We start from the raw sequence: 23,986 nt of genomic DNA on the forward strand, positions 1-23,986 counted from the left end.
CGTCGCTCTGGGCGCGGTCGTGGTCCTCACCGCGGCCATGCTGCCCGCGGACCTGCCCCGCTTCGACGGGATCGAGGACCTGCCGCTGCCCGGTGGCGCGGACCTCGGCTCCCACCCGTACACGATCACCGCCGAACTCGCCGACGTCCTCTCCCTCGTGCCGCAGTCCGCGGTCAAGGTCAACGACGTCGCCGTCGGCCGCGTCACCGAGATCCGCCTCGGGACCGGCGACTGGACGGCCCGCGTCACCATGAAGATCAACGGTGACATCCGGCTGCCCGCCGACGCGGGCGCCCGCCTGCAACAGTCCAGCCTGCTCGGCGAAAAGTTCATCGAGCTCACCGCCCCCGCCAAGGACACCGGCGGCGCCCGCCTCGGCCAGGGCAGCACGATCCCGCTCGCCCGCACCAGCCGCAACACCGAAGTCGAGGAAGTCTTCGGGGCCCTGTCCCTGCTGCTGAACGGCGGTGGGGTCAACCAGCTGAAGACCATCACCAAGGAACTGAACTCCGCACTGGGCGGACGCGAGCCGGAGGTCCGCTCCATGCTGGAGCGGGTCAACACCCTCGTGACCGAACTCGACGCCCACCGGGACGACATCACCCAGGCGCTCGACGGGGTCAACCGCCTCGCCGCCACCCTGGCCGAACGCAAGGAGGACGTCGGCAAGGTCCTCACCGACCTGTCACCGGGCCTCAAGACCTTGGAGAACCAACGGGGTTCCCTCCTGACCATGCTGCGCTCCCTCGACACGCTGTCCGGTGTCGCCGTCTCCACCATCAACGCCGGCAAGGACGACATGGTCGCCGACCTCAAGGCCCTGGCACCGACCCTGCGGGCACTCGCCGACGCGGGCGCCGACCTGCCCGACTCGCTCCAGGTGCTGCTGACGTACCCCTTCACCGACGAGGTGATGCGGGGCGTCAAGGGCGACTACCTCAACACCTACCTGCACATCGCCGCCGTACCGGGCACCCAGATCATCCCCCCGCTCGTCCCGAAGGCCGACCCGCCCACCCCGACGTCCCCTCCCACGACCGACCCGGGCACCCCCACCGACCCGGGCACCCCCACCGACCCGGAGACACCTACCGATCCTGAGACCCCGACCGATCCGGGCACCCCGACCGGCCCGGAGACCCCTCCGGGTGATCCGGAAACGCCCGCCGGCCGGTCCACGCGGCCGACCTCCCCGCTGCCGCTGCCGCCCGTCCAGAGCACGGCGCCGGGCACCACGGGCACCCCCACCGCGACCAGGGACGGAGGGAAGAACCGGTGATCACCCTCGCCGTACGGCTGAAGAACCTCGCGTTCCTCGCCATCGCCGTCCTCGCGCTCGGCTTCCTCGGCATCCGCTACGCCGACCTCGGTCGCTACGTCGGCGTCGCGGACTACTACACCGTCAACGTCCACCTCGCCCGAACCGGCGGCCTGTTCCCCCACTCGGACGTCACCTACCGGGGAGTCTCTGTGGGACGCGTCGGTGCGATCGACCTCACCGCCGACGGGGTCGTGGCTCGGCTGCACATCAAGAAGTCGGCCGCCCCCGTACCCGCCGACGCGAAGGCCGTGGTCGCCGGCCTGTCCGCGGTCGGCGAGCAGTACATCGACCTGCGGCCCCACAACGACAGCGGCCCCTACCTCCGGGAGGGCGCCCGCATCGACCAGGCCGACACCGAGGTCCCCGCACCGGTCACCGACCTGTTGACCAGCATGAACGACCTCACCCGGTCCGTCCCCCTGGACTCGCTGCGCACGGTCGTCGACGAGCTGGGCAAGGCGTTCGAGGGGCACGGCGACGACCTCCAGGCCCTGATCGACAGCGGCAGCGCGTTCGTCCAGGCCGCCGACCGCGCCCTGCCCGAGACCACCCGCCTCATGCAGGACGGCGAGGTCGTCCTGCGCACCCAGGCGGAGGAAGGCCAGGCCATCCGCGACTTCGCCACGGGTGCGCGCGAGCTGGCCGTCACCCTCAAGGGCTCTGACAACGACCTGCGCCGCCTCCTCGCCGTCACGCCGGACGCCACCACCCAGATCAGCGGCCTCCTGCGCGACCTCGACCCCAGCCTCGGCGTGGTCCTCGCCAACCTGCTCACCACCTCGGAGATCGCCGTCACCCGGCAGCACGGCATGGAGGAGCTCCTCGTGAAGTTCCCCGCGGCCGTCTCCGCGGGCGCCACCACCGTCGACGGAGGACGGATGAACCTCGGCATGGCCGTCACCTTCTTCAAGCCCCTGCCCTGCACCGCCGGCTACGGCGGAACGCGCTACCGCAACGGCCTCGACCTCGGCACCGCTCCCGCCCTCAACACCGGAGCCTCCTGCACCGCCGCGGCCTCGTCCGGGACGAACGTGCGCGGCTCGGCGAACGCCCCGAAGGGCGGCCCCGTCCCCACCCCGGCCCGACCGGGCTCCCTGCCCTCGGGCAGCTCGGGCTCCGCCGGCGGGCCGTCCACGGCCGCCCTCCCCGGCGCACTCGCCCTGCCCGGCCAAGGCGGCGGGCCCACCGACATGGCCGGGTTGCTCGGCCTCGGCCCCGGCAGCGGCCGATGAGGCGGGCTCGCGTCCTCGCCGGCGCGGCACTGGCGGTGGCCCTCGGCTTCTGCGGGACCGGCGCCTGGACGTACGCGCACGCCCGTACCGACGACGGCCTCGCCTTCGGTCGGGAGCGGGACGCGGCCCTCGCCGAGGGCCGTGAGCACATCGCGGTGCTCAACACCCTGGACGCGTCCACGCGCGAACACGCGGAGGCCGGGATCGAGGCGTGGCGCGATGCCTCCACCGGGCCCCTGCACACCGAACTGGGCGCCACCCCGGCGACGGTGGGCGCATCGGCCCGCGCCACCGTCACCGAGGCGGCCGTCACCGCGCTGGACATTCGGGCGGGCACGGCGAAGCTCATCGCGACCGTGCGCGTCGACGTCACGCCCCAGGGCGCCTCGAAGACGACGAGCGACCGCAAGCGGCTCGAAGCCGTCCTGGAACGCACGGGCGTCGACACGTGGAAGGTCAAGGCGCTGAGCGCCGTTCCGGTGGCGGGGGCGGACAATGTTCCCTCGGTCGCCGCCACCGGGGGGAGCGAGGCGAAATGACACGACTCTCGTGGAAGACGACGGGCAGGAACGCGGAGACCGAACCCCCGCGGGAGCCGATCGTGAAGGCCGAGGCGGCCGGGTACGACGAGCCGGACGGGGCCGACCCGGAGGCGCGGGACTCCGCCCCGGACGTCCAGGACGCCAACCAGGGCTGCGACCCCGACCCCGGCCCCGACCCCGGCTCCCGCTTCGGCGGTCGCGGTCGGTGGCGCACGGTGGCCTTGGCGGCAGCCGTCACCCTCCTGCTCGCGGGCGGGGGAGCCTTCCTCTACGGCGCGCACCAGCTGCGCTCCGCCCCGTCCGCACAGAACCGCGCCCTGACCGACACCGCGACCACCGAGCGGATCAACGGCGAGGTCGGCGACGGACTGGCCAGGATCTTCTCGTACACCCCGACCGGCGCCGAAGCCACCGCCCGGTCGGCACGGACGGTGCTCGGGGGGAAAGCGGCCCGGCAGTACGACGACCTGTTCGGCCGGCTCCGCGCGAACCTGGAGACGCAGAAGATCACCCTGAACACGCGGGTCGTTCGCACCGGGGTGATCGAACTGCACGGGGACACCGCCCGACTCCTGGTTCTCCTGGACCAGACCTCGCGGCGGGACGAGGGCGCCACCACCTCGGCCGCAGCCCAACTGACCGTCACCGCCCGGTATCTGGACGACCGGTGGCAGATCGTCGACATCAAGGCCCGCTGAGAGATGAGCGGGAGACGGGAACACCCCATGACACTCACAGTCCGCGCCCTGGCGGGCACCCGGCCGATCCTGGCCGTCGCTCTCGTGCTCACCCTGATCGCGGGCGCCTTCGCCGCCTGGGCGGCCCAGGACTGGTACGGGGCGAGCCATGACGAGTCGGCCGCGTACGCCGTCCAGCGCGACCGGGCGCTCACGGAGGCGGAACAGGCCGTGCAGAACCTCAACACCCTCGACCACACCAAGGTCGAACAGGGACTCGACCTTTGGGAGTCGTCGACGACCGGTGATTTGCACGAACAACTCGCCCAGGGTCGAGCCGAGTTCGCGAAGCAGGTCACGGCGGCCAAGACGGTCACGACGGCCCGGGTGCTGTCCGGCGCCGTCACCGAGCTGGACGACCGCGCGGGACGGGCCAGGGTGTTGGTCGCCCTCCGGATCACGGTGAAGGCGGCCGACGCCAAGAGCAGCGACAAGGACAGCCGCATGCTCGGCGAACTGACCCGCACCGGGACCCACTGGAAGCTCAGCGCGCTGGGGCAGGCCCCCATGGGCGGTACGGCGTCCGGCTGACCGACCGAAGCACCGCGAGAGCCGCCCGCACCCAGCGCCGCCCGTACCCCAGAAGGACAGGCACGATGTCGACGACCCGCCACCTCATCAACCGACAGCGCCGCCGCCAGGCCGTCGGCAACCCCACGGTCCCCGCGGCGCCCGCGCCCGCCGACGCCAACGCGGAGAAGGGCCCTGCCGGCACGAAGGGTCAGGAGCCGCCCGAGCGGGAGGGAGCGACCGGGGACACCGCGACCTCCAAGGGCAGGAGCGGTCGGAGGTACTCCGCCTCCCTCCTGGTCCTGTGCGCCCTCACCCTCCTCCTCGGCGCCTTCGCCGGATTCGCCCACAGCCGGTCCGCGGCGCTGCGCGACGAGCCCGCACGCGGCAACACCGCGCTCACCGACCTCGCCCGCACCAGCGAGATCAAGGGCCAGACCGCCAAGGCCGTCGCCTCCCTCTTCTCGTACGACCAGGCGAAGCCCGCCGCCTTCGAGAACGCGAAGAAGACCCTGCTCACGGGCAAGGCCGTCACGCAGCACCAGGCACTCTTCAAGGACGTCCTCGCCGGGGCGGAGAAGCAGAAGACGGTGATCACCACGACGGTCACGGACAGCGCGGTCGAGCGGATCGACGGCGACCGGGCGCGCGTCCTGGTCTTCGCCGACCAGAGCAGCGTGGGCACGGCCGGCACGGAGAAGCCGAGCCCTCAGGACCAAGGGGTCTACGCGGGCGCGATGTTCGCCGTCGACCTGGTGGACCGAGACGGGCGCTGGCTCGTGGAGGGGATCGACACGTTCGGCCGCTGATCCGGCTCCGTACGCCCGCCCCCCGTGCGGTCCGTGGCCCGAGCTCGGATCCGCTCTGGGCGGCGAAGGACAGGCGGAACCGGCCGCGCCCTGGGCACGCGGGCACGCCCTGTCCCGGCTGCTGGGGCCCAACTCTGCATACGGCTCGCGATACCGGTCAGGTGGGCGGAGAAGCATCCGGCGACGCGAATGGAGATACGACGATGGACTGGCGTCACGAGGCGGCGTGTCGGGCGGAAGACCCGGACCTGTTTTTCGCCATCGGTACCAACGGTCCGGCCCTGCTCCAGATCGAGGAGGCAAAGGCGGTGTGCCGCCGCTGTCCGGTCCTGCGCGACTGCCTGCGATGGGCCCTCGAAGGGGGACAGGACATGGGCGTGTGCGGCGGCCTCACCGAAGAAGAACGCCGGGCCGTCAAGCGCCGCACCACCCGAGCCCGCCGGCAAGCCTGATCGCCGGTTCACGCGCCGTGCGCGATAGGCCGGTGCCGACGCCACAGCCGACGCCGTTGCTCGGTGGCAGGTACGTGGGCGGGGCGGGGTGGATGGTGAGAGGGCTCGCCGGTGGGCAGGATCCGTCACCGGTATTCGGTGGCGGCCACAATCGCCGTGCGCCACGATGCGGTCGTGGACTCGGACGCGCGTGACTGTCAGGCAGCGGCGGCTCGGTGGGCTCCTCGGGCTCCCTGCCCTGCCCTGTGGGCCGACCCCGATGGCGTCCCGCGCGAGACCGACGTCGAAAGGGTCGGCGAACGCGGCATGCTGCTGGATGGTCTGCGTCGCTACCGTCTGAGCCTCACGACGAAGTGTGCGGGCTTGGAGGTGGGACAGATGGCCCGGCGTTCCGTACCGCCGTCCACGATGTCCCTGCTCGGGCTGGTGAGACACATGGCCGAGGGCGAACGGAACTTCCGCCGGATGGCCGGCGAGGACTTGCCGAGGATCTACCGCACCGTCGAAGACCGTGACGGCGACTGGAACGGCGCGGTCGCCGACCCGGCGGTCGTGGCGGATGCCTGGCAGCGGTGGCGGGCTGAGAGCGAGCTGACCGACCGATTCATCGCCTGCTTTCCCGATCTCGGCGCACAGTCGGGCGAGATGCCGCTTCGCCAGATCCTGGTGGCGCACATCAGCGAGTACGCACGACACTGCGGCCACGCCGACCTGCTGCGCGAGCGGATCGACGGTCGCGTGTGCCGATGATCAATGCTGCGGCACCTGGCAGCCGTCGCCGTTCCGCGGGCCCGCGTCAGGAACCGCGCCGGGTAGGGGTGCGTCCCTTCCCGACATGACGCCCGTACCGGCGGCGGTGGGGGAAAGCCGACGGGGGAGGGGGACCGTACGGCCGGAATCGGGAACCGGAGGTTCGTCAAGGCCGGGCTGCTCGTCGTGGTGTCCGCCGTGGCGGCAGGAGGCTTGCTCGCGTACGACCGTTTCGACGGCCCGGCGGAGAGCCGGCAGGCGATCAGGGTGGCCTGCGAAGGGCTCGTGGACCCTGACGCGTTGCGCGTTGATGCTGTTCGCCGGCCGCGGCCGGAAGGTGGAAGCAGAACCCTCGGGGGACCGGGTGTGTCTGCTCAGCCGGGAGATCTCCTTCGAGGGCGAGAGCCAAACCGAGGGCTTCTTCTCGTTGAGGGTGGTCGAGTCCCGGGGCGCCGCGCCGGACGAGAGCGGCTTCGACTTCACCGCCCGATCCGCCACGGCGATCGCGAAGTGCGCCGGTCCGGCCCGGTCTGCCGGGGTGACCGCGCTGCGGGTGACCGCGGGAACAGAGTTCGATGCCGCGACACGTGGTGAACCAGGGGCGCTGTCGGCGCTCGCTCGCGAGGCGGCCCTGCGCGCGGCGGCGAAAGCGGGGTGCGAGACCACTCTGCCCGCGGCCCCGAGGCTCTGACGGCCCGCCGCACGGTCGGCCCGCGCCGCGAGCGGGAGATCGATCCGTACGGCCAAGAGGGGGACGAGGTCCCGTGTGAAGATGTGCGACTGCGGGGTACACGGCCGGCATGGCACCGATGCGCGAACACCTCACCTTCCTGCGGGCCGCACGCCGGCTGCGCCGGGTCCGTTCCCTCTACACCGTCGGAGTCCTGTTCTGGGCGGGTGCGGCCGCCTGGGCGGGGTGGCTGGATCCGGGAAGCCGGCAGATGTGGCTCTGTGTCCTGCTCCTGACCGTCTTCACCGGCCTGTTGATCACGGCTTGCCTCTGGCTGCGGCAGCACTCGCACGTCAAGATCCCCGTTTCAGGAGGGTGAGTGCGTGGAGGTGTCCCTGGTCCTCTCCGCTGCTTGCCGGGCGTCACCGGCAGGTGAGTGCGCGTCCAGCCCGCCTTCGACCTCCTACGGCTTCGGTCGAGCCACTCCGCACCGCTATCCAACGCTCCCGGAGTCTTCCACCGCCTCGAAGATCATTTCGATGCGAGTTCTCAGCCGGGCGAGCCGACGGCGCAGATCAGGATCGGTGTCGCGCGGCCGGGGTCGAGGGCGTTGCGGACCAGGTGCCAGACGTTGAGGTCGTACGCCTCGCCGATGTGGCCCACCGGGTCGAGGGGACAGGAGTCCTGCACGTAGTGGTTGTTGACGCCCGGTTCGCGGACGAACGCGGTCTCGGTGGGGGTGACGAGTTCGTCGTGGCGGGACGAGATGATCGTGTAGGCGATCCCGCGCTGGGCCACCGGACCGTTGTTCAGGGCCACGATGGCGGGCCCGCCCGGGAACTCGTCGGACAGGACCGGGAAGCCGAGGGTGGCCACGATGCCGTCGAGGGTGCCACGGCCGAGGACCTGGTCGCCGAGGGCGACCAGGCGGGAGGCGTCCGTGCCGTGGGTCGGGGGCGCGATGGCGACGACCGCCTTGATGTGCTGCTGGATGCCCTGCATCTTCGCGAGGTAGAGGGCCTGCAGCCCGCCCTCGGAGTGGCCCACGACGCTGACCTTGGCGGCGCCGGTGGCGGCGCGCACCCGCTCGACGTAATCCTTGATCTCCACGTTGGAGATCGCCACCGGCTTCAGGCCGCCCACCAGCGGGAAGCCGTCGTAGGCGCCGTAGGTGAGGGCGAAGGTGCAGTAGCCGCGGGCGGCGAGGTCGGCCTGGAGGAAGTTGAGGTCCTCGTACCAGGTGGCGAAGGTGCCGTGGAGCAGGACCACGGGTTCCGGGTGGGCGGTGCTCGGACGGCAGGAGAAGTCGTTGATGCCCCCGGAGGCCGCAGCGGCGGGCGCCGCGTCGGGGGCGGCCTGAGCCTGCGCCGGGGCGGCCGTGGCGGCCAGCGCGAGTGCCAGGGGGAGGGCGGCCCGGGCGAGCCACCTGCGGACGGGACGTGCGGTCGCTGTCATCCAACTCTCCTGTGGGGGTGTGCCGTTCTGGTCGGACTGCACAGGATGCTCCGGCCCGGCCCCCCTGTCCCCTGGCGGTACGCGCATAAAGCTTCCACCCGCGTTTGTGCACGGTGACAATGCCGGGATGGACGAGTCCGGAATTCGCCGCCGCGCTGCTGCCCCGGGTCGGTGAGATCGCCGCGGCGACCGTCGCCCACCTGACCGCCGAGGTCCCCGCCTACCGGCTGCTGCCCGACAGCGAACTCGACGGGGACCTCCTCGCCAATGCCGAGGCGGTGCTGCGCCTGTTCCTCACCACCCTGGCCGAGGGCCGTCTCCCGGCCGCGCCGGAGCTGGCCGCGCCGGTCGCGTGGGGCGCCGAGCGGGCGAGGGACGGGGTGCCGCTGGAGGCGGTCCTGCGGGTGTACTCGCTGGGGGCGAGCGAGGCGTGGAAGCTGTGCCTGGCGGCAGCGGGCGCCGGGGACGCGCCGGTGGATCCGTACCTGCTGGGGACCCGGCTGCTCGGGTTCCTGGGGGAGGTGATGCCGAAGGTGGCGGCGGCGTACGTGCGCGAACAGGCGGACCTGGACTGGGAACAGCGCGAGGGCGGGCGCGACCTGGCGGACGTCCTGCTCGCCGGGCGTCCGGTCTGGCGGGCGGCGGAGCGCTACGGGCGCACCCTCGCGGAGCGCTACGACGTGGTCGTCTTCCGGCTGCCCGACGCGCCGGGAGGGGCTGGTGCGGGGGCCGGGGCGGGCGTGCTGCGGGCCGTACGGAGCGAACTCGACCGGGGACCGGAGGTGCTGGCCACGCTGAAAGGCGGGGGCGGGGTGCTGCTCGTACCCCTCGCGAAGGAGGACGGCGCGGGGGCGGGTCCGGGGTCGCGGGGGTCGCGGTCGTGCACGGCGGGACGGCTGCTCGCGCGGCTCGATGCCGTGACCGGGCTGCGGCGCATCGCGGCGGCCGCGACCGCGCGCGAGCACGCGGCGGCTCCGCGGGCGCACTCGGAGGCCTGCGAGGTGCTGGCGCTGGCGGAGTCCCTGGGCCGGTCTCCCCGGCTGTACCGGCTGGCCGACCTTGCGGTGGAGTACCAGCTGGTGCAGCCGGGCCCGGCCCGCGACGCGCTGGCCGGAACCCTTGCGCCGCTGGCGGACCAGCCCCATTTGCTCGACACCCTGCGGCAGTTCATCGCGTCGGGCTACCGGCGCGCGGAGGCCGCGCACGCCCTGACGTTGCATCGCAACACCTTGACGTACAGGCTCGGCCGGATCCACCTGTTGACCGGCTACGACGCCACGGCTCCGGCGGACGCGCGCCGCCTGGCCGCCGCGCTGACGGCGTACGAGGCGACGGCGTACGAGGCGACGCGTGAGACGACGCGTGAGACGGGTCGGGGCGCGGGGGAGTGAGCTTCGTGGGCGGTTGTTCGGACAGGAACCGGTGTTCGTCGAATCCCACCTCGCCACCCGCCGGGGCTCCCGCGACCTCGCCGACCTCGTCGCCTTCAACCGGACCCATCCGGCCGAGCAGATCTGTTTCGCCGGACAGGAACTCTTCGAGCAAGCCCTCGCGGCCCCGCCCGCCACGGACCCTGAGTTGGCCGAAGAAGACGAGGAAGCCGGCGCACAGGATGAACGCGCACAGGGCGGTCACCTTAACGGTGGACAGCCAGAACTCGGTGGTGCCGAAAGACTTCACGTTGATGACGTTCACCGCGAGGACCACCGCCGCGACCGCGAGGATGGCGGCCGTCATCGGTACGGCCGGCCACCACCAGCGTATGTACAGCGCGGAGGCGACCACCTCCGTGCCGATGACGACGACGGCGCTGAACCAGTACGTCCAGCGGGTGAGGAACCCGGCCCAGGGCCCGAGGTAGCGGTGAGCGATGAAGCCGAAGGAGCCCTGGACCGGATGGGCCGCGGACATCTCGCCGAGCAGCACCGCGATGACGGCGACGAGGAAGGCCCCGATCGCGTACGAGACGATGGCGGCCGGTCCGGCGGCGCCCATCGCGGAGCCGGAGCCGAGGAAGAGACCGGTGCCGAGCGCCGAGCCCAGGCCGATCATGGTGGTCTGGCGGTGGGTGAGCGATCGGACCAGGCCCCCGCCCGGTGCCGGATCGCCCGCCGCCGCCGCGTGCGGGGGAGGGGGCTCGGTGGTGGCGGCGGGGGCGGGTCTTTCCGGAGCAGCCATGGCGGGGGACGTCCTTCTGGGAAGGGGGAAGGGAAAGGGGAGGCCGGCGGGCAGGCGGGCCGTCGGGCAGGTGTGTGGGCCGTGCGGGGATGCCGGTGCGGGGTCGCCGCGCCGCTCAGAACTTGCTGGTGCGGAAGGGCTTGTCGGGGGCGGTCAGGCGCGGCTTGCCCAGCACCTGCTGCGAGGACAGCGCGTAGATGCCGTGATTGGTCAGGACCCACGCGATGTTGCGGTCCCACTCCACGTACACGCCGTGGGTCTGGTTGCCGTACGCGTAGTCCGGGGTCTCGGGGCCGTACACCTTGGGGACGAAGTAGGCCTCGATCTCGGGATCGGCGGGGTTCTTCACGTCGAAGAACTGCACGCCCGCGTTGTAGAAGCCGTAGCCGAGGACTCCGGCGTCGTGCTTGCCGGGGTTGGTGTAGTAGCCCGTGCGCTTCGGGCCGAAGCTGCCGCGCCGCTGGCAGAAGTCCTGGAAGCCCGCCGACTTGGGCGGGGCCGGACGGGGCAGGGTGCCGACGACGCGCGGGTGCGCCGGGTCCTTGGCGTCGATCTGGTAGACGCCCTTGTACGGCTCGTAGCAGTCCTCGGTGAGCGGGTAGCCGGAGTAGTAGATCAGCCCGGTCTTCTCGTACTGCGAGACGTCGATGTTGTCGCCCTCGATGCCGGAGACGGACGGCGGCAGGTCGAGGTGGCCGACGGCCTTCATGTGGGCCGGGTCGGAGATGTCCAGGACCGTGAGGCCGTAGCCGCCCATGGCCGCGAAGGCGTACCGTCCGCCCTGCTCGACCGGCTTGGGGATGAAGAGCGGCATCCGCGCGCCCATCCAGCTGGTGCGGTTGCCGCAGCGCGGGTTGGCGCGGTACGCCGCGTCCTCGCCGGTGAGCTGACCGGGCAGGTGCCAGGTGTCGAGCAGCTTCGGGTGCTCGGGGTCGGACATGTCCCAGGACTGATAGCCGGCCGAGTGCAGATTGGTCGGGTACTCGGTGCCGGAGTAGGTGTCGTTCGGGGCGGTGGCGATGAACATGTACCGGCCGCCGGTCCAGTACGGCACGTCCAGCGAGCCGGAGCCCTGTTGCGCGGTGTTCGAGTCGGACTTGAGCGGGACCTTCTGCGTAGAGTCGGTGGAGACCGTGCTCAGCAGCTTCCAGTCCTTCTTGCGGGGTCCGTCGAGCCGGAAGACCTTGAAGCCCTTGAGGCCCGGCTTCTCGCGGAGCTTGCGGACGCCGTCGGGTTCGCCGTACTTGTCGTGACCGGGCTCGTCGGTGAGCTCGGAGATCTGCCGCTTGTCCTCGAAGCTCTGCACCATGACGTAGGCGCCGATCTCCTTGTTCCACTGGATGGTGGAGGCGCCCCAGTAGTCGTTGGCGGCCCAAGAGCCGTTGGCCTTGCTCTCGTCCCCGTCGACGTCGCCGCGCGACATCTTCTCGACGACCTTCACCTTCTTCACGTCGGTGATGTCGTAGACGCGCCCTTCGGAGCGGTCGTACTGGAAGAGGTAACGGCGGCCGTCGAAGTCGACGACGAGACCCGGTTGGGGGCATACCGCGGCATACGAACATCCCTCGCTCAAGACATTCGCGACCACCGATAGAACTCAAGCGCGGTCGAGGGGCCTGGCCTGCCATTCAGCCATGCCCTCCATCACCGAATCGGTGATCGTGGAGATGGTCTGCTTGGAGACCTCGGCTCCGTAGACCTCGGCCAGATGCGCGGAGATCTCGCCGTGGGTCAGACCCTTCGCCGACAGGGACAGGATCATTTCGTCGACGCCGGTCAGCCGGCGCTGCCGCTTCTTGACGATCTGCGGCTCGAAGGCTCCTTCCCGGTCCCGCGGCACCTCGATCTCCACCGGCCCGACGTCCGTGACAACCGTCTTGGAGCGCTTGCCGTTCCTCGAGTTGCCGCCGTTCTTGCCCGCCGGATCGTGCCGGTCATAGCCGAGATGGTCGGTCATTTCGCCCTCGAGGGCGGACTCCAGCAGCCGCTTCGTCAGCTGCTGGAGCAGACCACCCTCGCCCGTCAGCTGCAAGCCCTCGGCCTGGGCCCGAGACATGAGCTCGTTCAGAAACCGGTCATCGACAGCCGTCGACGAGGCCACAGCCTCAGGCGTCATAGCTATGTTCTCGCTGGTCACAGGTGCAATCCTCCATGATCGGAGTTACACCGTTCCTTGTACAGGCCTCGATCATGTGACTGCTTCCTGCTCGGGTCGTTGGTGTGGGCATGGGGCGGGGTGATCTGAGTGATGCGGAGTGGGAACGGTTGCGGCCGTTCCTGCCGGTCAGCAACAGGCGTTGTGGCAGGTGGCGGGATCATCGGCAGGTGATCGACGGGATTCTGTACCGGGTGCGGACCGGTGTTCACTGGCGTGACCTGCCCGAGCGGCTCGGGCCGTGGAAGACCGTCTACGAACGGCACTTGGGGCGGTGGTACTCGGTATCGGGAATCCGGCAGGCCTCGCGACGGGCGGCCGACTCAGGCCCGTCCCATGCGGCCGGCAGGAACAGGCGCCAGGACAGCGGGCAGGAGGCCGTGTCGGAAGCGGCGTGGACGCTGACGCCGATCTGGCAGTTGCCGACCTTTCCCAGCGTGCCCGAGTACTGGCGGGCGACCCCCGGCGAGGCGGTGCCGTCCTTGGGGAAACCGGTGTCGTCCACGACCCAGACCTCGGGCCGCACCACGGCCACCGCCCGCCACGCGAGCCGAGCCCTCACGTCCTCGACCGGCCAGGTCGAGGACGTCATGAACTGCTGCAACCGTTGATGATCAATGCCGAGGCGTTCGGCCATCGGCTGCATCGACTTACGCCGGCCGTCCAGCAACAGCCCCCGCACATACAGCAAGCCCTTCACATTCCTTGAAGAAGAACAGTCGGGCATAGCAGTCATTGGCCCGCCTGGGAGGCACTGCTGACGAGCTGGCCGAGGAAACTGGCAATGCCCTGGCCGAAGATGGAGAGGAGCAATGATGACGCCCAAGGCCAGAACGATCACTACGGACATCTTCTCGTCGAACCGGCTCCTGGAATGGGTACGGCGGCGCAGCCGCAGAAGACGATGAACGCCAGGAGTACCGCCACGTTGATGGTGAGCAAGCGCCCAGCCCCCTGCCCCATATCCGGGGCAGCGGAGGTCGTTCGCCGACACCGTCAGCTCCCCAGGGCGTCAGCGGTCGCGGCATCCGGGCCGACACGCTCCCGCCAGCGCGTCCAGCGGCTTCTTCTGGTTCAGGATGGGTCCTGATGGTCGGACGGTCCGGCCGGAAGGTTTGCTCTCGTGAGCTGTCGCGACCGGCGTGTTCGGAATCGACAACAATGACGGACTGTCAAGCCGTACCCCGAGGGGGCAGGGGCTCCGGCCATGAGTGCGGGCCGGTTCGCGTGGTGTCGTCTCTCTCGTCGTTCCTCATCGTGATCGGGCTGGTGATCATCCTGCGTGTGGCAGCCGACATGACGTGGCACAACTGCGACGTGTCCTTGCGGGTCGCAGCCGTCGGGCTGGGGTGGGCATCATGACCGTCGGCACCGGCGGGGTTCTCCCAAGGCACCAGAGGCCGGCGCGGGGTCTGTTCGGTCGGCTCGTGTGGACCGTGCTGCGTGTACTGGTCTCGGTCGCCACGCTGGTGACGTTGTATTACGTCGCGCCCCTTGACCATTCCTCGATGAGTACCGTCGTCGTCCTGCTGCTCACGGGTCTCGTGGGGTTCGTGGTCCTGGTCGCGGTCCAGGTCCGCTCCATTCTCCGCTCCCGGCACCCGGCGCTGCGGGCAGTCGAGGCGCTGGCCGTCAGCATTCCGTTCTTCCTGTTGCTGTTCGCGGCCGCCTACGTCGCCTTGGCCGCGCAGTCGCCCGGCAGCTTCGGCAAGCCCCTTTCCCACACCAACGGCCTCTACTTCGCCGTCACCGTATTCACCACCGTCGGGTTCGGCGACATCACGGCCAAGTCCGGGGCGGCCCAGGTGGCGGTCACCGTGCAGATGCTCACAGACCTGATCGTCATCGGCTTGGTCATCAGAGCCGTTGTGGATGCGGCCCGCCGCGGCCGAGATCACATGCAGGCCATGGCAGCCGACCCGCCCGGGGGCGAGGCGCGGTGAGCCGGGCGGATGAAGACTGCCGGCCACGGCCACGGCCAGAACCGGCCCGGCCTGAGCGGGCGCCGGCACCCCGCCGTCGTCCGGGCCCTGGGCAGTGGTCGGCGCCCTGCCGCGAGCGGACAACGGGCCCGGCGGTGGCGCGCTCGGCCGGGGTCCTCCGTGAGGCACGAAAGCGCATGCGCGGCCCGTCGCCTGGAGGACGACGGGGCTCTTTGATCCCCACCACGTACCCTGCTCGGGCTCACCTGGGGGGCAGGGTCGCCGGCGCCGGAGATCGCGCCCCGGGGGCTACCGCACTCCCTGCCGACTAGGCGTGGTGGGGATGAGTGCGAAGCGGCTCGCCGCACTCGGGTTCGGGCCCCTCGGGATGCTGGATGACGCCAGGGTGACCGAGTGTGCGGCGGCCGGCCCCCGGTGTGTCCGTCGCCCCCGGCCTGCTCAGGCACTGTTGAATCATTCCATGACCAAACGCGATGATTCGGCTCTTTTTGGTAACCGATTCTTGACGGTGCCCGCTCCCTCGGAGACCTTCCCCGAGGAAGGCATGGCCGCGACGGACGCGATGAGGCTCGTGGATGTGGATCTCGCCATGGAGGGCGACCCGCAGCGCAACCTCGCCACGTTTGTCACCACGTGGATGGAGCCGGAGGCGCAACGGCTGATCGCCGAGAACCTTCACCGCAATTTCATCGACCATGCGGAGTACCCGATTTCCGCCGAGATCGAGCAGCGTTGCGTGCGCATGCTCGCCGACCTGTTCCATGCGCCGGGCAGCACGACTGGATGTCGGACCCAGGGCTCATCCGAGGCGATCATGCTCGGCGCGCTGTCGTTGAAGTGGAAGTGGCGCGAGCGCCGCCAGGCAGCCGGCCTGTCGATCGACCGGCCCAATCTGATTTTTGGGGGCGACGTCCACGTCGTGTGGGAGAAGTTCTGTCGCTACTTCGACGTAGAGCCGCGGATCGTGCCGCTTGCCGAGGGCAAGTACACGATCGGCCCGGAGGACGTTGAGCCCCACCTCGACGAGAACACGATCGGAGTCGTCGCCGTCCTCGGCACCACGTTCACCGGCCACAAGGACGATGTCGTCGGGATCGACAAGCTCCTGCGGGACGTCCGCAAGAAGCGGGACCTCGACATTCCGATCCATGTCGACGGCGCCAGCGGCGCATTCGTGTGGCCCTTCCTCTACCCGGACTCGAAATGGGACTTCCGGCTCGAGCAGGTCCGTTCGATCAACGTCTCGGGACACAAATACGGACTGGTCTACCCCGGCATCGGATGGTTGATCTTCCGCGAGGAGGCCGACCTGGCCAAAGACCTCGTGTTCTACGAGAACTACTTGGGCAAGACCGACGCGACGTTCACGCTGAACTTCTCCACCGGTGCGTCGATGGTGCTCGCGCAGTACTACAACTTCGTGCGGCTCGGTCGCCAGGGCTACACCTACGTCATGAAGATGATGCAGCAAAACGCCCACGCATTGGCTGACAATCTACGGAACAGCGGCCGCTTCGAAGTGATCGGGAGCGACCTTGAGCAGCTGCCGCTGGTTGCTTTCCGTCTCGCCGGCAAGCACGCGTACGACGAATCCGACATCGCTTGGCAGCTCTCGGCCGAGCGGGGCTGGATGGTGCCGGCATACACCCTCCCGCCCAACGCGGAGCGGGTGAAGATCCTGCGCGCCCTGGTCAAGGAGACGCTGAGCCGCGAGCAGGTCGATCGCCTGAGCCAGGACATCGCCGACGCGTGTCGCACGCTGGACGACAAGGGGTCGGCCCACGGAATCGAGCGGGCCCAGGTAAAGCGCGGCACCGGCTACTGACACGCTGTCTTTCTCTCTCCGAGACCCGCAGCCGGAGCGACCGAGCGTGTCTGAAAGATCGTGTAAGTCCGTGATGTGGAAGCCTGGCCTGGGGCTCGGCCTCGGGCCTGTGGGCCAGGCGGATCGGACGAGTCATGGCAGACAAAGACGAAGCGGCCACGTCCGTGGCTGGCGACAAGATGGTCGACGAGGTGGTCGAGCGGCTGCTCGACAAGGCTGACGCCTCGGGAGCGGCCCTGCTCGGTGAGGGCGGGCTCTTGACGGAGATCACCAAGGCCGTCCTGGAGCGGGCTCTGGAAGCCGAGATGAGTGAACATCTCGGCTACGAACGTGGAGATCTGGCAGGTCACGGCTCGGGGAACTGCCGCAACGGGGCCTCGCCGAAGACGGTTCTGACCGATGCCGGCGCGGTCACGTTGGCGGTGCCGCGGGACCGCAACGGTGAGTTCGAACCGCGTCTGGTCCGAAGAATGCCCGTCGGCTCGCGGGGTTCAACGACCGGATCCTCTCGCTCTACGCCCGTGGGATGAGCGTGCGCGACATCCGCTGGCACCTGGCCCAGATCTACGGGGTCGAGGTCAGCCCCGACCTGATCAGCAAGGTCACCGACGCGGTGATCGACGAACTCGTGACCTGGCAGAACAGGCCTCTCGACCCGGTCTGGCCGATCATCTACATCGACGCATTGTGGGTGAAGATCCGCTCCGGTTCGGTGGCGTCGAAGCCGGTTTATCTGGCCGTGGGCGTCGACATGGACGGCCGCAAGGACGTCCTGGGCCTGTGGGTCGGAGCCGAGGGTGAGGGCGCCACCACCTGGATGGCGGTTCTGTCCGAGCTGCGGAATCGAGGCATCGAGGACGTCTGCGTCGTGGTCTGCGACGGGTTGAAGGGCCTGCCCGACGCGGTCACCGCGACCTGGCCCAAGGCCACCGTCCAGACCTGCGTGATCCACCTGACCAGGGCCTCGCTCAGGCTGTCGTCGTCGCGGGATCACCCGAAGCTGGTGCCGGCCCTCAAGGCCATCTACACGGCGCCGACCGAGGCGGCCGCCGAGCAGGCCCTCAACGCATTCGAGGCCTCTGACCTGGGCGAACGCTACCCGGCGATCGTGCGGACCTGGCGGTCGGCCTGGCCGGAGTTCACGCCCTACCTGGCGTTCCCGCCAACCATAAGGACAGTGGTCTACTCCACGAACATGGTCGAATCGATGAACGCCCGCCTCCGCAAGGCCACCCGAAATCGCGGCCATTTCCCTTCGGAGCAGGCCGCGTTGAAGGTCCTCTACCTCGCGGTCCGCGAGCAGATCAACCCGAAAGCGCGCGACGCGAACCACGTCGCCGCACACTGGAAAGAGGCACTGAACCAGTTCTCACTCTTCTTCGAGGACCGGCTCAGCATCCAATGACACCAGACGACTTACACAAGATCGCTGACACGCCCTCACCCCGCGCTTCCCCTGAGCGCCGAGCGCCGGTCGTTGGATCCGGGGCAGGGCCCAAGCGCTGCAGCCGCCGCCCACGGTGTTGGCGACCCACAGGTCAATGCCGGTGCCCCGGTGAGCGGCCGCGCCTCTACGACCGCACACAAACCCGGGCCCACCTCGGAGGCCGGCACTGCCCGCCCTGTCCACCGGCCCTCGCCCGGACGATCATCTCAGCGACCAGGAGGCCACCGACGTCCTGGGGATCAGCCGGCCAACCGTCCGCGCCTACGCCACCACCGGCTACCTGCCCCCGGCGTCGAGCCGTACGGGCGGGACTGCCTGGGTGGGCCACCACACCTCGTCGGGGTGGCTCCTCGTCTTACTCCGCGCCGATGGGGAGCACGGGTCCTCCCCGGCCGCCGCCCAAGCGGCGGGGAAGAGGGCCAGGCCGTGCTCAGCGCGCTTGCTCAGGGCTTGGCTGGGGCCGGTGAGCGGCTCGGGGTGCGGGCGGGCGCGCAGGCGGGTGGAACGGCCGCGGGGGGATTCGGTGGTCATGGAAGTCGTCATGGTCCTCACCATGTCCGCGAAGGGGCTCCGGGCTCGATACTCGGGCGGTAATCCCACAGTGGCACAGGGCAGTTGGAGCGCTCCACCGACCACTGGAGCCGGCGGTGACCCTGCCCCCCCACGCGCCCCCGGGACCGCACCGTGTGGGCGTGGGAACAGTCGGACGTCCGCGAGGCCCTGCGCGTCCGGGACGTGGGCGCGTTGCTGCGGGCGGTCCGGAAGTACGGCGGAATCTCTCAGTCCCGGATCGCGGTCGACCGACGCGACGTCGGGGCGGAAGTCGTCCTCGCCGTCTTCCCCGAGATCGCGCCCGACTACGACGCACAGGCCGCCGCCCGCGAGGAGATCCAGCGCCACGCGCGCACGGCCGCTGCCCTGGACGTCTTGGCCGTGCGGGGCTTGGGGCCTGATCGGCCTCAACGACTCCGTTCTCCGCAAGCACCTGGCTCGGGACGGAGTGCGCGTGTGGGTGTTGCGCCTGGAGAGCCCAAGTGATGGTGGGCCGGTCCGCAACTGAACCGGATCTTGGCGTGCCACCCGAGGGGCTGAGGAGGCGTAGGCCTCCACGCTTCCTCTCCTCCTGCCGTCATGGCGCGCGGCATCCCGCGGACATGGGTGCCCAAGGCGTTCACCACCGTGCACCGGCGGACAACGGCCCGACCGGCAGCCTGGCGAGGGCGCCGATGTCGGATGTGCGCGCTCCGCCTTCGCTCTCCCAGGCGTCCTCGCGGATGCGGAGGTCGGGGCGGCTGCCGATGACGGCTTCGGCGGCGATCAGCGCGGCCGCCGTGAGGATGCTGCCCGGGACCGCGGCGGCGGCCATCAGGCGGGACGCGGCTGAGGTCCCGGTCTCGGGTGGGACGACGAGGAGGTCCCAGCGGCCGAGGGTGTGGGAGAACAGGATCAGCTTGTCGGGGTCCTGTTCGGTGAACCAGCCCACGTGCAGGATCTGCCCGTCGACGGGCACCTTGTGCGGGATGACGGGCCACCGGGTGGGGTTCACGGTGACGCGGGTGATGTGCCCCCAGGGCTCGGCCAAGGCGGTTACCAGAAGAGGGAGTTCGGCAGCGAGGTCACGGGAGCGGGGCCACCAGGCGCCGTCCAGCTGCCCGGCGAGGGCGGTGTGCGGCGTGAGTACGAGGCGAGCGGGGCGAGGAGGCGCGGGAGCCATGGCATGTGCGGTGCGTTCCAGGGCGACGGTCATGGTGGAGACCTGTCCCCGGGCCGTCCGCGGTTCGACGCCCCGGCGTATTGATCGCCGGAAATGACACCTGGGTTGTATCCGGTGCGCGACATACTCCCGGTATCTCCACTCTACTCCGCTGCGGAGATCCAAAGGGTTTCTGACCAGGCACTTCCGCCGAGGTAGAGGTTCATGCTCCGGCCGTCTGCGCGGCCGACGTGGTCAGGGCGCAGTTGACGTCGACCACGCCTTCCACGGCGAGTGCGAGACGTGCTGCCAAGGGAATGAGCGATGCGTCGAGGACGCCGCCGGAGAGGGTGACCACGCCGTGGTGGACATCGACCCGCACCCTGTGCTGTGCGAGCGGGAACAGCCGGCCGACCACATCGCGCCTTATCTCGTCAGCGAGTTCACTGTCCGGGCGGAGGAACACCTTGAGCAGATCGGTGCGGCTGACGATGCCCTGGAGGGTGCCGGCCGGGTCGACGACCAGCAGTCGCTTGATGTGCCGTTCCGCCATGAGCCGGGCCGCCCGGGCCAGGGTGGTGTCGGGCGGAACGGTAACGGCGGGGGTCGTCATCAGGTCCTTGGCCAGTGTCGAGCCGGCCTTCAGGGTGTCATCGAGCCGCCGCATCTGCTCGATGAGACCGGGGGCGTGATCGCGGAACTCCTCCTTCGGGAGCAGGTCGGCTTCCGAGACCACGCCGATGACCCCGCTTGCGCCCTCGCCTTCGATGACCGGTACCGCCGTCACTTGCCACCGCTGCATGACGGCGACGATCTCCTTGAACTCGGCGAGGGGCGTGACGCTGACGACGATTCTCGTCATCACGTCGCGGACGAGATGCGGACTGGAGGTCATGGCGTGGTCCCCGATGCGAAAGCGAAGGGTTCTCCGGGCTGTCCGGGAGACGGGCGGCCGTCCCCCCCCAATGAAGATGAAGAAGGCCCGGCCATCCATCCACCATCACACCTTCACGGTGCGTGCAGGACGGGCCTGTCGGGCCCGGGTGGGGGACCGTCCGGCCCTGTCCGGGAACCGAGCGGCGGGAACAGGATGAGGTGACCTTTGCCGGAGCACGGAGAGCACGGAGAGCACGGAGAGCACGGAGAGCACGGAGAGCACGGAGAGATGGGAGAGGTGGCGTCATGAAGGCACTCGTCTTCCAGGGGCCGGGACACACGGCGTGGCAAGAGGTGCCGGATCCGAGCATCAAGGATCCCGGCGACGTGATCGTGCGCGTCGATGCCGTGACCATCTGCGGTACGGACCTGCACATCGTCAAGGGTGACCTGCCGGAGGTGGTGCCGGGTCGGGTGCTCGGTCACGAGGCCGTGGGCACGGTGGTGGAGATCGGCGGTGACGTGAGCTCGGTGCGACCCGGCGACCGGGTGCTGGTCTCCTGCGTCTCCTCGTGCGGGCGGTGTCGGTTCTGCCGTGAGAGCCGCTACGGGCAGTGCCGCGGGGGCGGCGGCTGGGTGCTCGGCCACACGATCGACGGGACCCAGGCCGAGTACGTCCGCGTTCCGTTCGCCGACCTCTCCGTGTACTCGCTGCCGAGCACGGTCGACAGCGCCGAAGCGGTCCTGCTCGCGGACATCTTCCCCACCTCCTACGAGGTGGGGGTGCTGAACGGCAACGTGCGGCCCGGGGACACGGTCGTCGTGGTCGGCGCCGGCCCCGTGGGACTCGCTGCCGTCGCCACGGCCCGGCTCTACTCGCCGGCCCGGATCATCGCCGTCGACCTCGCGCCGTCCCGGCTGGCGAAGGCCCGGGAGCTGGAGGCGGACGCGGTCGTGAACGCCGCGGAGGAACCGGAAATGCTCGTGGGCGACCTGACCGACGGTCTCGGCGCGGACGTCGTCATGGAGGCCGTCGGCGTGCCCGAGACCTTCGAGCTGTGTACCCGGATGGTTCGCCCGGGCGGCCGGGTCGCGAACATCGGCGTCCACGGCAAGCCCGCGATCCTGCACCTCGAAGACCTGTGGATCAAGGACGTCACCATCACCACCGGGCTCGTGGACACCTCCTCCACACTGATGCTGCTGCGCATGCTGGCGGCCGGACGCCTGCCGACCTCGTCGCTGATCACCCACCGTTTCGAGCTGGGGCAGATGGAAGAGGCGTACGAGGTGTTCTCCCGAGCCGGTGAGACGGGTGCGCTGAAGGTCGTGCTGGGCGGCCCGCGCCACGACGACCTGGCCGTATCGAACCCGTCGCGCGTCCAGAAGGCATGACGGCCCGGGCACCCCTCGCCACCGCACCGCACCGGTCGGCGCCGCCGTGCGGAGGACGTTTCCTCCGCACGGCGGCGCCGACTGTCGGTCACACGGTCTTCGCGGCGCCGTTGGGCAGGGGCGGGGCGGGGATCTTAGTGGCGAGCTCCGCCACGGGCGGTGCCTGGATCGGGGCGGTCGGGGTGGCGGCCGCGGTCTCTCGGGCGAGGAAGGCGCCGAGTTCGCCGATGGTGCTCATGAGCGGGGCGGGGAAGACCACGGTGGTGTTCTTGTCGACGCCGATCTCCACGAGGCTCTGCAGGTTGCGCAGTTGCAGGGCGAGGGGGTGGGCCATCATCGTGTCGGAGGCGTCGCCGAGCGCGGCGGCGGCCAGCGATTCGCCCTCCGCGTTGATGATCTTGGCCCTCTTCTCCCGCTCGGCTTCGGCCTGGCGAGCCATCGCTCGCTTCATGCTGTCAGGTAGTTGGATGTCCTTCAGCTCGACCAGGGTGACCTCGACGCCCCACTCGGCGGTGGTGACGTCGAGGATCTCCCGGATGCCGAGGTTGATGCGATCCGTCTCCGACAGGGTTTCGTCCAGGGTGTGCTGGCCGACCACCTTGCGCAGGGTGGTCTGTGCGATCTGGTTGATGGCCGCGCCCACGTTCTCGATCGCGATGACCGACTTCACGGCGTCGACGACGCGGAAGTAGGCGACGGCGGAGACGTCGACGCTGACGTTGTCCCGGGTGATGATGCCCTGGGACTGGATGGGCATGGTGACGATCCGCAGGGACACCCGGTGCAGGACGTCCGCGAACGGCACGATGACCCGCAGGCCCGGCGCGCGGGTCCCGACGAGCCGGCCGAACCGGAACAGCACGCCTTGCTCGTACTGCTTGACGATCTTCAGGGCCATCGTCAGCCCGATCAGGGCGACCACGGCCATGGCGATCAGCACGAAGATCAGGACTTCCATGGAGGTGCTCCTCATGAAGTGCGGTGGCGGATCAAGGGGATGACCCGGGTCCGTCTGCAGGGCTCCGCACCGCCCCATCCGTACCGTGCGAGCCTGCCTCGTTTCCATGCTCGCGCGGTACGGGTGGGGCGGGCAGGGGCCGAACGGTCCACATCCCGCATCAGCGGAGAACGCTGTCGGCGTCGCGGTCCGGCGCAGCGGTGCGGGTGCGGGTGTCGTCGGAGTGGGCCGTGAGTCGGTCGATGACCGCGACCACGCCGTCCAACTGTCCGGCGAGCCGGAGCGCGACCGGAATCTGGCTGCTCCTGGGCAGACGGCCGTCCAAGGTGACGACCCCGTCCACGACGCGCACGCTCACGGAATCGGCGCCGATGCCCATCGTGTCCGCCAGCACCTCCTCGACGAGCACCCGGCGTATCTCGTAGTCCGGGCGCAGGAACACGCGCAGCAGGTCCCGTCGCGTCACGATGCCGACCAGGCGGTCCTCTTCGTCGATCACCGGCAATCGGGTCACCCCCCGTCGGGTGATGAGGCGGGCGGCCTCGGTGACGGTCTGCTCGGCGTGGACCGTGACGGCCGGCGCGGTCATCAAGTCCTGAGCGGTGAGGTGGACTTGGGCGCGCAGATCGGTCCGCGAAATGACCCCGACGACGCGCTCGTCCGCGTCAACGACCGGCACTCCGCTGATGTCGTGCTCGACGAGTAGAGCGGCCACGTCCGTGGACAGGGTGCGCCCGAGGACCGAGACGACCTCGTCGGTCATGAGGAAGCCGACCTTGGCGTGCTTCATCTGTGGCCCTCCTGTCGGCTTCGGCCGGTGGGCGCGCCGTGCGAAGCGCCCTCACCAGCCACCATCCGCCGCGTACGCCCGCGGTGCGAGGGCCGAACGGGCCCTGTGCCAGGACTGACCGGTCCCGACGGTGTGCGGCCGGTGGGGAAGGGCGGTGCGTAGCGGTCAAGGGACCCTCGGTCCCCTGCCCGGTCGTCGTGGGGGGAGGCTCCGACCGTGACCGGCCGCCGGGTGGAGGACTACGCTGA

At 70.1% G+C, this 23,986-nt stretch carries 22 protein-coding genes and 5 pseudogenes; 17 read left to right on the top strand and 10 right to left on the bottom strand.

The features are described 5' to 3' along the window. The first annotated feature begins 37 nt into the window (after positions 1 to 37). From ACIOD1_RS29300 to ACIOD1_RS29345, 10 genes are all read left to right on the top strand, one after another. Positions 38 to 1,279, top strand: a complete 1,242-nt coding sequence (locus ACIOD1_RS29300; protein WP_401905817.1) for an MCE family protein — start codon at positions 38 to 40, stop codon at positions 1,277 to 1,279. Further along, positions 1,276 to 2,553: an MlaD family protein gene (locus ACIOD1_RS29305; RefSeq protein WP_365625719.1), complete on the top strand. Its 1,278-nt coding sequence runs from the start codon at positions 1,276 to 1,278 to the stop codon at positions 2,551 to 2,553. Before ACIOD1_RS29300 ends, ACIOD1_RS29305 begins: the two co-directional genes overlap by 4 nt. Beyond that, positions 2,550 to 3,092 (top strand): hypothetical protein, encoded by a 543-nt coding sequence (locus ACIOD1_RS29310; RefSeq protein WP_365625716.1) that lies wholly within the window; start codon positions 2,550 to 2,552, stop codon positions 3,090 to 3,092. Before ACIOD1_RS29305 ends, ACIOD1_RS29310 begins: the two co-directional genes overlap by 4 nt. Next, positions 3,089 to 3,793, top strand: a complete 705-nt coding sequence (locus ACIOD1_RS29315; RefSeq protein WP_365625713.1) for a hypothetical protein — start codon at positions 3,089 to 3,091, stop codon at positions 3,791 to 3,793. The genes ACIOD1_RS29310 and ACIOD1_RS29315 overlap by 4 nt, the downstream gene beginning before the upstream one ends. Positions 3,794 to 3,820: 27 nt before the next feature. Further along, a complete protein-coding gene (locus tag ACIOD1_RS29320) occupies positions 3,821 to 4,363 on the top strand; it encodes a hypothetical protein (RefSeq protein WP_365625710.1) in 543 nt (180 codons plus the stop codon). A 65-nt stretch (positions 4,364 to 4,428) separates the two neighbouring features. After that, entirely contained in the window at positions 4,429 to 5,151 is a 723-nt protein-coding gene (locus tag ACIOD1_RS29325; RefSeq protein WP_401905660.1) for a hypothetical protein, read from the top strand. 203 nt (positions 5,152 to 5,354) lie between these two features. Next, on the top strand, positions 5,355 to 5,603 hold the full coding sequence (locus tag ACIOD1_RS29330; RefSeq protein WP_401905661.1) for a WhiB family transcriptional regulator: 249 nt from the start codon (positions 5,355 to 5,357) through the stop codon (positions 5,601 to 5,603). A 174-nt stretch (positions 5,604 to 5,777) separates the two neighbouring features. Further along, on the top strand, positions 5,778 to 6,353 hold the full coding sequence (locus ACIOD1_RS29335) for a DinB family protein (RefSeq protein ID WP_401905663.1): 576 nt from the start codon (positions 5,778 to 5,780) through the stop codon (positions 6,351 to 6,353). A gap of 337 nt (positions 6,354 to 6,690) precedes the next feature. Beyond that, a complete protein-coding gene (locus ACIOD1_RS29340; RefSeq protein WP_401905665.1) occupies positions 6,691 to 7,044 on the top strand; it encodes a hypothetical protein in 354 nt (117 codons plus the stop codon). 109 nt (positions 7,045 to 7,153) lie between these two features. Further along, positions 7,154 to 7,402 carry a hypothetical protein gene (locus tag ACIOD1_RS29345; protein ID WP_401905667.1) on the top strand — a complete coding sequence of 83 codons (249 nt, stop codon included), beginning with the start codon at positions 7,154 to 7,156 and terminating at the stop codon, positions 7,400 to 7,402. A 170-nt stretch (positions 7,403 to 7,572) separates the two neighbouring features. Here ACIOD1_RS29345 and ACIOD1_RS29350 read toward each other — a convergent pair whose 3' ends face one another. Beyond that, the gene (locus ACIOD1_RS29350) at positions 7,573 to 8,478 is read right to left on the bottom strand and encodes an esterase/lipase family protein (protein WP_401905670.1); all 906 of its coding nucleotides are present in this window, start codon (positions 8,476 to 8,478) and stop codon (positions 7,573 to 7,575) included. Positions 8,479 to 8,597: 119 nt separating this feature from the next. On the opposite strand from ACIOD1_RS29350, the gene ACIOD1_RS29355 reads away from it, so the two are divergent. After that, entirely contained in the window at positions 8,598 to 9,869 is a 1,272-nt protein-coding gene (locus tag ACIOD1_RS29355; RefSeq protein ID WP_401905671.1) for a PucR family transcriptional regulator, read from the top strand. A 37-nt stretch (positions 9,870 to 9,906) separates the two neighbouring features. Further along, a pseudogene (locus ACIOD1_RS29360) lies at positions 9,907 to 10,056 on the top strand (amidase); the annotation flags it as partial. A gap of 57 nt (positions 10,057 to 10,113) precedes the next feature. On the opposite strand, the pseudogene ACIOD1_RS29365 reads toward ACIOD1_RS29360, so the two are convergent. From ACIOD1_RS29365 to ACIOD1_RS29375, 3 genes and pseudogenes are all read right to left on the bottom strand, one after another. Continuing rightward, positions 10,114 to 10,656 (bottom strand): annotated as a pseudogene (locus tag ACIOD1_RS29365) (amino acid permease); the annotation flags it as partial. Between the two features lie 115 nt (positions 10,657 to 10,771). Next, a complete protein-coding gene (locus tag ACIOD1_RS29370; protein WP_401905673.1) occupies positions 10,772 to 12,229 on the bottom strand; it encodes an LVIVD repeat-containing protein in 1,458 nt (485 codons plus the stop codon). Positions 12,230 to 12,262: 33 nt separating this feature from the next. Next, positions 12,263 to 12,772: pseudogene (locus ACIOD1_RS29375) on the bottom strand (transposase); the annotation flags it as partial. Between the two features lie 110 nt (positions 12,773 to 12,882). On the opposite strand from ACIOD1_RS29375, the pseudogene ACIOD1_RS29380 reads away from it, so the two are divergent. Then, positions 12,883 to 13,089, top strand: a pseudogene (locus tag ACIOD1_RS29380) (transposase); the annotation flags it as partial. Here the strand turns inward: ACIOD1_RS29380 and ACIOD1_RS29385 are convergent. Then, positions 13,065 to 13,661 carry a transposase gene (locus ACIOD1_RS29385; RefSeq protein WP_401905675.1) on the bottom strand — a complete coding sequence of 199 codons (597 nt, stop codon included), beginning with the start codon at positions 13,659 to 13,661 and terminating at the stop codon, positions 13,065 to 13,067. The pseudogene ACIOD1_RS29380 and the gene ACIOD1_RS29385 overlap by 25 nt on opposite strands. 508 nt (positions 13,662 to 14,169) lie before the next feature. Here ACIOD1_RS29385 and ACIOD1_RS29390 point away from each other — a divergent pair. The 3 genes and pseudogenes from ACIOD1_RS29390 (at position 14,170) to ACIOD1_RS29400 (ending at position 17,984) form a co-directional block, all read left to right on the top strand. Next, a complete protein-coding gene (locus ACIOD1_RS29390) occupies positions 14,170 to 14,754 on the top strand; it encodes a potassium channel family protein (RefSeq protein ID WP_401905677.1) in 585 nt (194 codons plus the stop codon). 460 nt (positions 14,755 to 15,214) lie between these two features. Then, the gene (locus ACIOD1_RS29395; RefSeq protein WP_401905680.1) at positions 15,215 to 16,579 is read left to right on the top strand and encodes a glutamate decarboxylase; all 1,365 of its coding nucleotides are present in this window, start codon (positions 15,215 to 15,217) and stop codon (positions 16,577 to 16,579) included. Positions 16,580 to 16,758: 179 nt separating this feature from the next. Then, a pseudogene (locus ACIOD1_RS29400) lies at positions 16,759 to 17,984 on the top strand (IS256 family transposase). Between the two features lie 318 nt (positions 17,985 to 18,302). On the opposite strand, the gene ACIOD1_RS29405 reads toward ACIOD1_RS29400, so the two are convergent. The 3 genes from ACIOD1_RS29405 to ACIOD1_RS29415 form a co-directional block, all read right to left on the bottom strand. Next, positions 18,303 to 18,569: a hypothetical protein gene (locus tag ACIOD1_RS29405; RefSeq protein WP_365630529.1), complete on the bottom strand. Its 267-nt coding sequence runs from the start codon at positions 18,567 to 18,569 to the stop codon at positions 18,303 to 18,305. 628 nt (positions 18,570 to 19,197) lie between these two features. Further along, on the bottom strand, positions 19,198 to 19,773 hold the full coding sequence (locus ACIOD1_RS29410; RefSeq protein ID WP_401905683.1) for a DUF5994 family protein: 576 nt from the start codon (positions 19,771 to 19,773) through the stop codon (positions 19,198 to 19,200). Positions 19,774 to 19,942: 169 nt separating this feature from the next. Next, positions 19,943 to 20,614, bottom strand: a complete 672-nt coding sequence (locus tag ACIOD1_RS29415; protein ID WP_365630524.1) for a CBS domain-containing protein — start codon at positions 20,612 to 20,614, stop codon at positions 19,943 to 19,945. 287 nt (positions 20,615 to 20,901) lie between these two features. Between ACIOD1_RS29415 and ACIOD1_RS29420 the strand changes: the two genes are divergently transcribed. Beyond that, a complete protein-coding gene (locus ACIOD1_RS29420; protein ID WP_401905685.1) occupies positions 20,902 to 21,990 on the top strand; it encodes an alcohol dehydrogenase catalytic domain-containing protein in 1,089 nt (362 codons plus the stop codon). A gap of 88 nt (positions 21,991 to 22,078) precedes the next feature. On the opposite strand, the gene ACIOD1_RS29425 is transcribed toward ACIOD1_RS29420, so the two are convergent. Together ACIOD1_RS29425 and ACIOD1_RS29430 are read right to left on the bottom strand one after the other, a co-directional pair. Then, positions 22,079 to 22,948, bottom strand: a complete 870-nt coding sequence (locus tag ACIOD1_RS29425; protein ID WP_365630518.1) for a slipin family protein — start codon at positions 22,946 to 22,948, stop codon at positions 22,079 to 22,081. Between the two features lie 160 nt (positions 22,949 to 23,108). Beyond that, positions 23,109 to 23,738, bottom strand: a complete 630-nt coding sequence (locus ACIOD1_RS29430; protein ID WP_365630515.1) for a CBS domain-containing protein — start codon at positions 23,736 to 23,738, stop codon at positions 23,109 to 23,111. Positions 23,739 to 23,986: the final 248 nt, after the last annotated feature.

This window comes from Streptomyces sp. NPDC088097 (assembly GCF_044741845.1).
Lineage (GTDB): Bacteria > Actinomycetota > Actinomycetes > Streptomycetales > Streptomycetaceae > Streptomyces.

Coding starts and splice junctions, on each gene's coding strand:
- ACIOD1_RS29420 (WP_401905685.1), top strand. CDS start 20,902: ATGAAGGCACTCGTCTTCCAGGGGCCGGGACACACGGCGTGGCAAGAG.
- ACIOD1_RS29310 (WP_365625716.1), top strand. CDS start 2,550: ATGAGGCGGGCTCGCGTCCTCGCCGGCGCGGCACTGGCGGTGGCCCTC.
- ACIOD1_RS29345 (WP_401905667.1), top strand. CDS start 7,154: ATGGCACCGATGCGCGAACACCTCACCTTCCTGCGGGCCGCACGCCGG.
- ACIOD1_RS29430 (WP_365630515.1), bottom strand. CDS start 23,738: ATGAAGCACGCCAAGGTCGGCTTCCTCATGACCGACGAGGTCGTCTCG.
- ACIOD1_RS29410 (WP_401905683.1), bottom strand. CDS start 19,773: ATGACCGTCGCCCTGGAACGCACCGCACATGCCATGGCTCCCGCGCCT.
- ACIOD1_RS29395 (WP_401905680.1), top strand. CDS start 15,215: ATGACCAAACGCGATGATTCGGCTCTTTTTGGTAACCGATTCTTGACG.
- ACIOD1_RS29300 (WP_401905817.1), top strand. CDS start 38: ATGCTGCCCGCGGACCTGCCCCGCTTCGACGGGATCGAGGACCTGCCG.
- ACIOD1_RS29355 (WP_401905671.1), top strand. CDS start 8,598: ATGCCGGGATGGACGAGTCCGGAATTCGCCGCCGCGCTGCTGCCCCGG.
- ACIOD1_RS29415 (WP_365630524.1), bottom strand. CDS start 20,614: ATGACCTCCAGTCCGCATCTCGTCCGCGACGTGATGACGAGAATCGTC.
- ACIOD1_RS29320 (WP_365625710.1), top strand. CDS start 3,821: ATGACACTCACAGTCCGCGCCCTGGCGGGCACCCGGCCGATCCTGGCC.
- ACIOD1_RS29325 (WP_401905660.1), top strand. CDS start 4,429: ATGTCGACGACCCGCCACCTCATCAACCGACAGCGCCGCCGCCAGGCC.
- ACIOD1_RS29385 (WP_401905675.1), bottom strand. CDS start 13,661: ATGTCCGTAGTGATCGTTCTGGCCTTGGGCGTCATCATTGCTCCTCTC.
- ACIOD1_RS29405 (WP_365630529.1), bottom strand. CDS start 18,569: ATGACGACTTCCATGACCACCGAATCCCCCCGCGGCCGTTCCACCCGC.
- ACIOD1_RS29315 (WP_365625713.1), top strand. CDS start 3,089: ATGACACGACTCTCGTGGAAGACGACGGGCAGGAACGCGGAGACCGAA.
- ACIOD1_RS29425 (WP_365630518.1), bottom strand. CDS start 22,948: ATGGAAGTCCTGATCTTCGTGCTGATCGCCATGGCCGTGGTCGCCCTG.
- ACIOD1_RS29390 (WP_401905677.1), top strand. CDS start 14,170: ATGACCGTCGGCACCGGCGGGGTTCTCCCAAGGCACCAGAGGCCGGCG.
- ACIOD1_RS29350 (WP_401905670.1), bottom strand. CDS start 8,478: ATGACAGCGACCGCACGTCCCGTCCGCAGGTGGCTCGCCCGGGCCGCC.
- ACIOD1_RS29330 (WP_401905661.1), top strand. CDS start 5,355: ATGGACTGGCGTCACGAGGCGGCGTGTCGGGCGGAAGACCCGGACCTG.